7 protein-coding genes and 1 pseudogene are annotated in these 6,717 nt (G+C 64.4%); 2 read left to right on the top strand and 6 right to left on the bottom strand.

What is annotated here, in order from left to right; all coding sequences use genetic code 11:
• The first annotated feature begins 441 nt into the window (after positions 1-441).
• A complete protein-coding gene (locus ABZ479_RS20675; RefSeq protein WP_500462932.1) occupies positions 442-927 on the top strand; it encodes a TIGR04141 family sporadically distributed protein in 486 nt (161 codons plus the stop codon).
• Here the strand turns inward: ABZ479_RS20675 and ABZ479_RS20670 are convergent.
• The 5 genes and pseudogenes from ABZ479_RS20670 to ABZ479_RS20650 all read right to left on the bottom strand — a co-directional run bounded on the left by ABZ479_RS20670 (position 924) and on the right by ABZ479_RS20650 (position 4,833).
• A complete protein-coding gene (locus ABZ479_RS20670) occupies positions 924-1,730 on the bottom strand; it encodes a hypothetical protein (protein ID WP_500462931.1) in 807 nt (268 codons plus the stop codon). The genes ABZ479_RS20675 and ABZ479_RS20670 overlap by 4 nt on opposite strands.
• Before the next feature lie 302 nt (positions 1,731-2,032).
• Positions 2,033-2,629, bottom strand: coding sequence for a hypothetical protein (locus ABZ479_RS20665; RefSeq protein WP_500462930.1), 597 nt, complete (start codon positions 2,627-2,629; stop codon positions 2,033-2,035).
• Between the two features lie 355 nt (positions 2,630-2,984).
• Positions 2,985-3,659, bottom strand: a complete 675-nt coding sequence (locus ABZ479_RS20660; protein WP_500462929.1) for a formylglycine-generating enzyme family protein — start codon at positions 3,657-3,659, stop codon at positions 2,985-2,987.
• A gap of 429 nt (positions 3,660-4,088) precedes the next feature.
• Positions 4,089-4,268, bottom strand: a pseudogene (locus tag ABZ479_RS20655) (site-specific integrase); the annotation flags it as partial.
• Between the two features lie 82 nt (positions 4,269-4,350).
• Positions 4,351-4,833, bottom strand: coding sequence for a WapI family immunity protein (locus tag ABZ479_RS20650; RefSeq protein ID WP_500462928.1), 483 nt, complete (start codon positions 4,831-4,833; stop codon positions 4,351-4,353).
• Between the two features lie 663 nt (positions 4,834-5,496).
• Between ABZ479_RS20650 and ABZ479_RS20645 the strand changes: the two genes are divergently transcribed.
• On the top strand, positions 5,497-6,060 hold the full coding sequence (locus ABZ479_RS20645; protein ID WP_500462927.1) for a hypothetical protein: 564 nt from the start codon (positions 5,497-5,499) through the stop codon (positions 6,058-6,060).
• Positions 6,061-6,324: 264 nt separating this feature from the next.
• Here ABZ479_RS20645 and ABZ479_RS20640 read toward each other — a convergent pair whose 3' ends face one another.
• Positions 6,325-6,534: a hypothetical protein gene (locus tag ABZ479_RS20640; protein ID WP_500462926.1), complete on the bottom strand. Its 210-nt coding sequence runs from the start codon at positions 6,532-6,534 to the stop codon at positions 6,325-6,327.
• Between the last annotated feature and the right edge of the window lie 183 nt (positions 6,535-6,717).

Here is a 6,717-nt window from a genome sequence, read left to right as displayed (position 1 = left end):
CTTGAAACGATCCCTGCGCGGTAAGTCTTTCTCTTCCTCTTCAAGGCGCTCCCGCCGCGCAGAGCGCGGCGGCGCGCGGCCCGGCGCCTCGGGCCGACGCTCCAGTCTTCGCCCCGCTCCGGCCCGGCCGCCGGCCGCCCGCCAGACGGCGGAGGGTTGACGAGGGGGACACCCTCTGTGGCTGGGGCAGTCGGCTCCGCGGCTTTACGCGGCCACCATGGGGCGAGCCTCGAAGATCGGGGCCCACATCGGGCCTTAGCGGGCAGGTCCACAGACCGCCCGAGTCGCCAACAGCTTACGGGCCCCGATCTCTCGCCCCATGGCAGCTCCCGCCCAAAGCCGCTACGCCGACCTCTGAGCCGACAGCAGACACCCCATCAAACAATCATTCGCATTTTGTGGATTTACCGCACTCTGTCACGAACTCTACCAGATAGACACATGCCATGGGACCATCAGAAGCTCGAACCCGGGCCTCAGGGGGATGCGATGCGGGTATCAATCTATCTGTTTCGAGCCGAAGCCAGCGCATTCAGTGACCTGCTACGAGAATTCCCCTCCGGCTCCCGCGAACCGGAACGGCGCAGGCTGAAGGACGGCATAACGATATTTGGACTTCGCGTAACGGCGAACATGGCGGACCCGTTCAAAGTCGCAGCGATCCAAGTAAGGACCCTGAGCGAAAACTCGCGCCAGCAGCGAAGTCAAACAGCTAATCGGACTAGAGTTGCAGAGTTCGACGTAGAAGTAGAACGAGAATGGCTGAGATACTTGAAGGCCGATGTAAGTGACGGCGTAAGCTGGGCATCCGGAGTGGGCGGCTCACAGTCTCTGTCACTCACCACCAGGATGGATTTGCGGACGGTCGCGGCGGGAGTGCGGTATCGGGACCCCCCGTGTGGCGATCCCGAGACGTTCACTCGCTAACCTGCAAGGTGGCGGAGGAAGTCGTTCACAAACTTCCCCACCTGTTCCTTAGTTGTAGTGTCACGCACATCGATTCGGTCGATGTATCCGACCCCTGCGTTACGCAGCAACCGCTCCCTGCTCTTATCATCCGAGGCCCTAGCCTTGTGATGAGGCCCGTCGACTTCGATCACACCTACCCGACCACGATAGGTTACTAGCAAGTCCGGCTCGAATGTATGCCCAAGAACTCGCATGGCACCCAACGGCATGATTCCAATTGTGTCGTTATCAGGAAGCGTTGCCTGGTGCGCCTTCAGCATCGAATAGACACGGTGTTCCCACTTATTAGTGAAGTGGAGGCCATCTTCTGTCGGGTGCTTAGGTTCGGTCCGGACACGCCTCGCCTGATTTGTTTGATATACGCCTTGGGATGCGCGAAGCTGATCTCGCCAGTCTGCGGCAACCTTGGGAAGCAATGTACGGATGCGGACCTGGTTGATCTCAAATCCATCCTTCTCCGTCACCGTGCATGCGGCAAAGTAGATGCGTTCGACGATCTCAGACGTGAAGAGATCCAACAAGTGAGGTTCAACGTCGACTACTACTTCGTAGTAGTCCTTGCCCCAGTCCGTGCTGACGTAATCCAGCTCGAACCCGGGCACCTCGGTAAGGAGCGTTGACGCGTCCGCGTGTCCGCGCTGAAGCAGAAGGACCGCAGTCGCCCCGTGGACGCGCTCGTTCTTCAACCGCCGTATCTCGTCGTCTGACAGTCCCGCAGGATCAGCCAACATGTCGTCAATCGACCGGAGTTCATCACCCATAGCCCTAGATTGTGGCAGCCACCACCGACATCCGGGTGTGGACCAGGTGACAGCGGCCAACCACATCGCTTGGGAGCTCGGCGCCGGTGCGAGCTGACACGCAGCGACCATCTACGAGTAGTCCGGGCCGTGTCGAATGTCTGTCGAAGCCGAGTGATAGGCCGTCGTCGGCGCTGATGGTTGCCCGGGTCAGGACCCGGTGCAGCCCGGCCCGTGTCCAGGTCACAGGCGTAGGGGACATCGCTCAGGTACTCGTTTCCGCCGAGGGTGGACGGCTGGCAAGATGGGCTGCTTCTTGTCGCCTAGGCTCCGGCGCCCAACGGGAGAGGGTCGTGGTGATGCCAGATGAGGTAGCGGTCCTCCCGGCGTAGCTCCGCCGAGCCCCACTCGATCCTCATGACGCCCCGCTCCATGGAACACGCGTAGGCGATGAGGACTAGGCGCACGTCCTCGGGCAAAAGGTTGAGATCGGGGTGCACCTCAGACTCGTCGAGCTCATCCAGACCCAGGTCAAAAGCTTGTTGCATGGGCTCCGGACCATGACGCCGGATCAGATCAGCCCGGAAGCCGGTGGCTCGCCGTAGACGCGCGGCTGTGACAGGAACGTCCTTCTTCGCATAGCGGATCGGATAGAACACTCGATCACTAACGACCATCAGCGTTCGCCCCTGCAACCGTACGGGGGTCGCACCCGCAACTGTGGCCAGGCCGGCGGCGAGCTCCTCGTACTGCACGGCGTACAGCCCATGCCCGTAAGCCTCTAGGGTCTGAGTGTGAACCCCCTCGTGCCCGCTACGTGCCCTAGCGTGCGCTCGTTCCAGGCTGGCGGGGATGGCCTCGGATAGAAGCTCTGCAGCATCACCGAAGGCTTGCTGTGCCCACCCTGTCACTGCCTCCACGACACACCACCCATCCCCTTGTGACCCCGACCCCAGCGCCGTCCACCCAAACGGTGTGGCGAGGGTAGTGAGGGCTGCAAGTACGCATCCGGCGCACAACGGGGCGCACATACTGAGGAGGGACCCCGCCGAGACGTCACTCAGACCTCCTCACGGGTCCACTTCCTGCCGCACGGGGAGGGCCTAAGGCGCCTACTCCGCTGTCGCGGCTGACATCACCGGGTGACATCAACGCCAACGCATCACCGCAGAGCCGAGCGACCGGAGACCGGCGAGAGACCGGCCCGGCAGGCGCCTTCTACCAGTACACAAGGAGCCTGGCCCGAACTTACAAGGCAGCTGTCACGCGCGCTGCCTAGACATGCCCTGGACCGGTTGGCACAGGTGCGACCGGACGGAGCGCAGTGAAGCCGTTGATCTCGTATCGGGTGCTGGAGAGCAACAACAGCCACTCGTCGCAGCCTTGCCACGGATAGCAGTCGGCGGCGCCTCCGCGCGCCACCCGCAGACCGTCACCAGTGCGTGGGCGGGCGTCCACCGGCGCGTCCGTGAAATGCGGTACCCACACGTCAGCGCAGATTTCGTTCGCCGACCCCATCGCCGCCAGCCCGAAGGCGTTCTCGGCCGCGGCGGTCCGCTCCTCGTCGGCGAAGTCGTCGAGCACCTGGTCCTCGTCCGGCTTCCCATCACCGCGGAAGGTCAGGGTGGTCGTGCCTGCGCGGGCCGCGTACTCCCACTCCGCCTCGCTCGGCAGCCGGAACGGCCACGCGCCGAGCAGGTCGTCCAGGTCGTCCTCGACCCGGGCCGTGCCCGACGCCGAATCGGTGAATCTGTCCTCGTACTCGGGCAGCCAGTGTTGTACCTGCGCGACCGTGAGCGGATGCCGGGCGATCAGGAACGGCTCGACCCGCACTTCTCGCACCGGTTGGGCCTCGGCGGCACCAGCGAAGAACGGTTCGAGGTCGTCCTCTGCGCCGCCGGCACGCTCGATGGCGCGGACCGCGTCCAGCTCCGCGTCAGACAAGCCCATCCGAAACGTCCCACCGGGAACCACGCGGAAGACCACTCCGGACGGCGTGTGCCGCCAAGCCGGTCGGCCGGCCACGATCTCTTGAGCCCACATGGTGCCGGACGCTAGCAGTCAGGCATCCCGGATGAACGAGGGGCTCTGCATTCCATCGCGCAGCGGTAGAGCTTCGGGTCACGAGGTGCAGTGCCACATCCGTGCCACATCGGACGGCCAACCACGGTCAATGACGGCATGCCGCAGTCGAGATACCGCGCTGAGCTGGGGACGCCCCAAAGCCGCTCTGACCTGCGTACCCTCGACGACCCTGACCGCCAGGCTTACAAGGCAGGTGTCGGCGGTTCGAAACCGTCCACGCCCACCAGTGAAAAGACCCCCAGCCGGTCATGGCTGGGGGTCTTCGACATCCGGATCCGACATCAACGCCCACGCTCACTCACGGCCGGGACGCCTCCGCAGCAGCCGGTCCATGTGGCTGACGGCCTCCCGCTGGGTGTCCTGCACCACGTGCGTGTAGACGTTCATCGTGACGGCGATCTGGGAACGGCCCAGGATCTCCATCACCACGCCGGGCGCGACGCCGGCCGCGGTGAGGAGTGTGGCGCAGCCGGATGACGAGCCGCGACAACGCTGATCCACCGTCTCCTGGTCGGCGGCACAAGCGACGACGCAGAGATCTGTGGACTCTTGTTGATCAGCGGGCCGGGAAGGAAGCCAGGGCAAGATCCCACTGGTCCGCGGCAAGAAGCAGTGAAGAGGCATCCGTCCGGACCTCTACGAAGTACTGGTAGATGTCTGGCCTGTCATCCCCCAGTCGCCACGGCGGCGCCGCCTCCAGGGATAGATGAAGGCGAATCACTGCCTCAGCTTCGCTTTGCGCGGCGAGACTGAAGGCCAGGACCGGCTCGTTGAACCAGGTGTCGGGGGACAAAAAGCCTTCCTCATCGGGGTGCCTCACAGCCACTGCCCCCTCAGCCACCGCACGTAGCCACGCGGTGACCTGGCCAGCCTCGTGGGTCAGCAGAGCTGGATCGGCAAAGGCCCAGTGGCCTTCAGCGGTCGTCACCTTGCCACCAATGACCAGCCAGTTGTCGTCGTACCGATTACCTCGGGCCCTGGCGAACTGATAGCGCAGTGGGCGAAGCTCGACACGGTTTACATGATCACTCAAGAGCACTGCTACAGGATGCCACGGCCCTCTCGGGCGGTGAACGGCGCTGATCAAGACCAGGGCAACGCTGGGACAACAAGCACCTCATCCCGGTGCGGTAGGACTTTCTCTACTTCATCAAGACGCCCGGCGTCCGGCCGCGCCCACGCTTCTGCCTCCGTCCCCCTCGGCGCGCCGTCCGCCGCCACGCGCCACGAAGGTAGGCAGAGGGGCATGAGGTCAGAACCGTGGTGGCTGGGGCGGGCGCCGACACGATCTCCACCGCTCCGGGGTCACAGCGTTCAAGCACCGCTCCAAACCGATGGCTACAGGTCAGCAGAGGTTTTCCTGATGTACCGCGATGCTGTTGGCCCGGCCTCGTCTCATTCGCCCCGAGCCGTCCGGGCCGTCCGGGCCGGGACAAACCCACCCGAGTTACCGGCAAGCGTACGGCCACCTCATCACGCCCGGCCCCAGCCCAGGCGCGCCGTCGGCCATACCCGCTCCGCCACCCTCGTCCCCGTCCACGCGAGCCATCCCGATGAGATGACCAACGGCATGAAGTGTCGCCATACTGGCCCTCTCACGAGGTGGGGAGCCCATGACCGATGGTCCACAGGTCTCCGAGCTGACGAAGAGTGCGAAGATCACGTCGTGGCCGCGGCTCCGGTATGACCGAAAGGACGGGATGTGGACCGTGATGAGGCGCCTACCAGGTGGAGTGGATGGCTCAGCCGGGAGATCGAGATCGCGGAGAATGTATTGGATAACCCGGTACCCGTGGAGATACGGGGAGGGTGGACGAGTAACTTCCAGATATTTCCGCTGCGAAAGACATCCTGCGAGATCGTCACCGGACGCGAATTGGGCTGGACCAGGGGTGTCCGGCCGACCCGGGCCGTCGTGCCCGCCGGCTTCAACTTCCTGCGGGTGGTTCGCCGGTGCCCGGGGCGCAGTGTGGGTGGGTTCGCCCGTTGGCGGCTGTCCGTGCTCTCCGGGGCGGAATTGCCGCTTCTCTCAGGGACGGTGTCCGGCAGTGGAGCCGCCGTGTTCCGCTACGAAGGCGGACCGGCTGGTGTGACCTTCGACTTCCATTCCGAGATCACGGCCAATGCCCTGGTATTCAACCGAGCGGCGGGCGGCGAGGTGATCCGTCTCTCCGAGCACTCCCAGATCAAGGGTGTGGGCCGGCTGCCCGGTGCCGGGCTCCTGAGCGTCCCCGACTGTCGACAGTGGGTCGTCAAGGTCTTCTGATCGACGCAGTCCGGATAGCTCCGACCGGCGTGACGTGACACCGCTCGTAGTGCCTTCTCAGCGCCCGCTCGGGTGGGGGATGAGATCGCCAGATGACATCAACGACGATGGACAACCACAGGACGAGGCACCCGGAGACCGACCAGAGACCTCCGTGTAAACGCCTCCCGGCAGGCCGTGCGAGCCCGGCCCGAACCTACAAGGCTGGGGTCTCAGCGCGGGCGCAGGTCAACGCGGTCGATGGGCTGTGGGGTGGGCAGCGCCCTACACGACCCACAGGGCTGCGTCGACGGCGATGAGGACGGCCCCCAGGACCAACGCGATGAGGCCGTTTCGTCTCACGGTCCTCGCGGTTTCGAAGGCTCCTTCTGCCTTGTCGCGTCGCGCCGAGGCCAGGAGGAGGAGCGCCAACAGCAGACTGATGAGCCCGATCGCCCCGAGGAAAACCCCTACCAGTCTGCCGAGCATCAGCACGGTGCCCGCTTCCCTCGCAGCGATCACAATGGTCCCCCGACGAACACGAGTTCTGTCCCAGTCTCCGCCCATGGTGGTGCCTGCAGCTCCCCACCACAAGATCAATGCCGGTGAAATGTGAAGCTCACGCAGGTGATCTCGATGTCCTCGAGCGCGAACGAGCGGCTCAGATGCAGCACCAGC

It is taken from the genome of Streptomyces sp. NPDC005722 (assembly GCF_040630935.1).
In the GTDB taxonomy this organism is placed as follows: domain Bacteria; phylum Actinomycetota; class Actinomycetes; order Streptomycetales; family Streptomycetaceae; genus Actinacidiphila.
This window is presented reverse-complemented; position numbering and strand designations above follow the sequence as displayed.

Excerpts from the sequence above, each read along its gene's own strand:
- ABZ479_RS20670 (WP_500462931.1), bottom strand. The coding sequence starts at position 1,730 with ATGGGTGATGAACTCCGGTCGATTGACGACATGTTGGCTGATCCTGCG.
- ABZ479_RS20675 (WP_500462932.1), top strand. The coding sequence starts at position 442 with ATGCCATGGGACCATCAGAAGCTCGAACCCGGGCCTCAGGGGGATGCG.
- ABZ479_RS20660 (WP_500462929.1), bottom strand. The coding sequence starts at position 3,659 with ATGGGCTTGTCTGACGCGGAGCTGGACGCGGTCCGCGCCATCGAGCGT.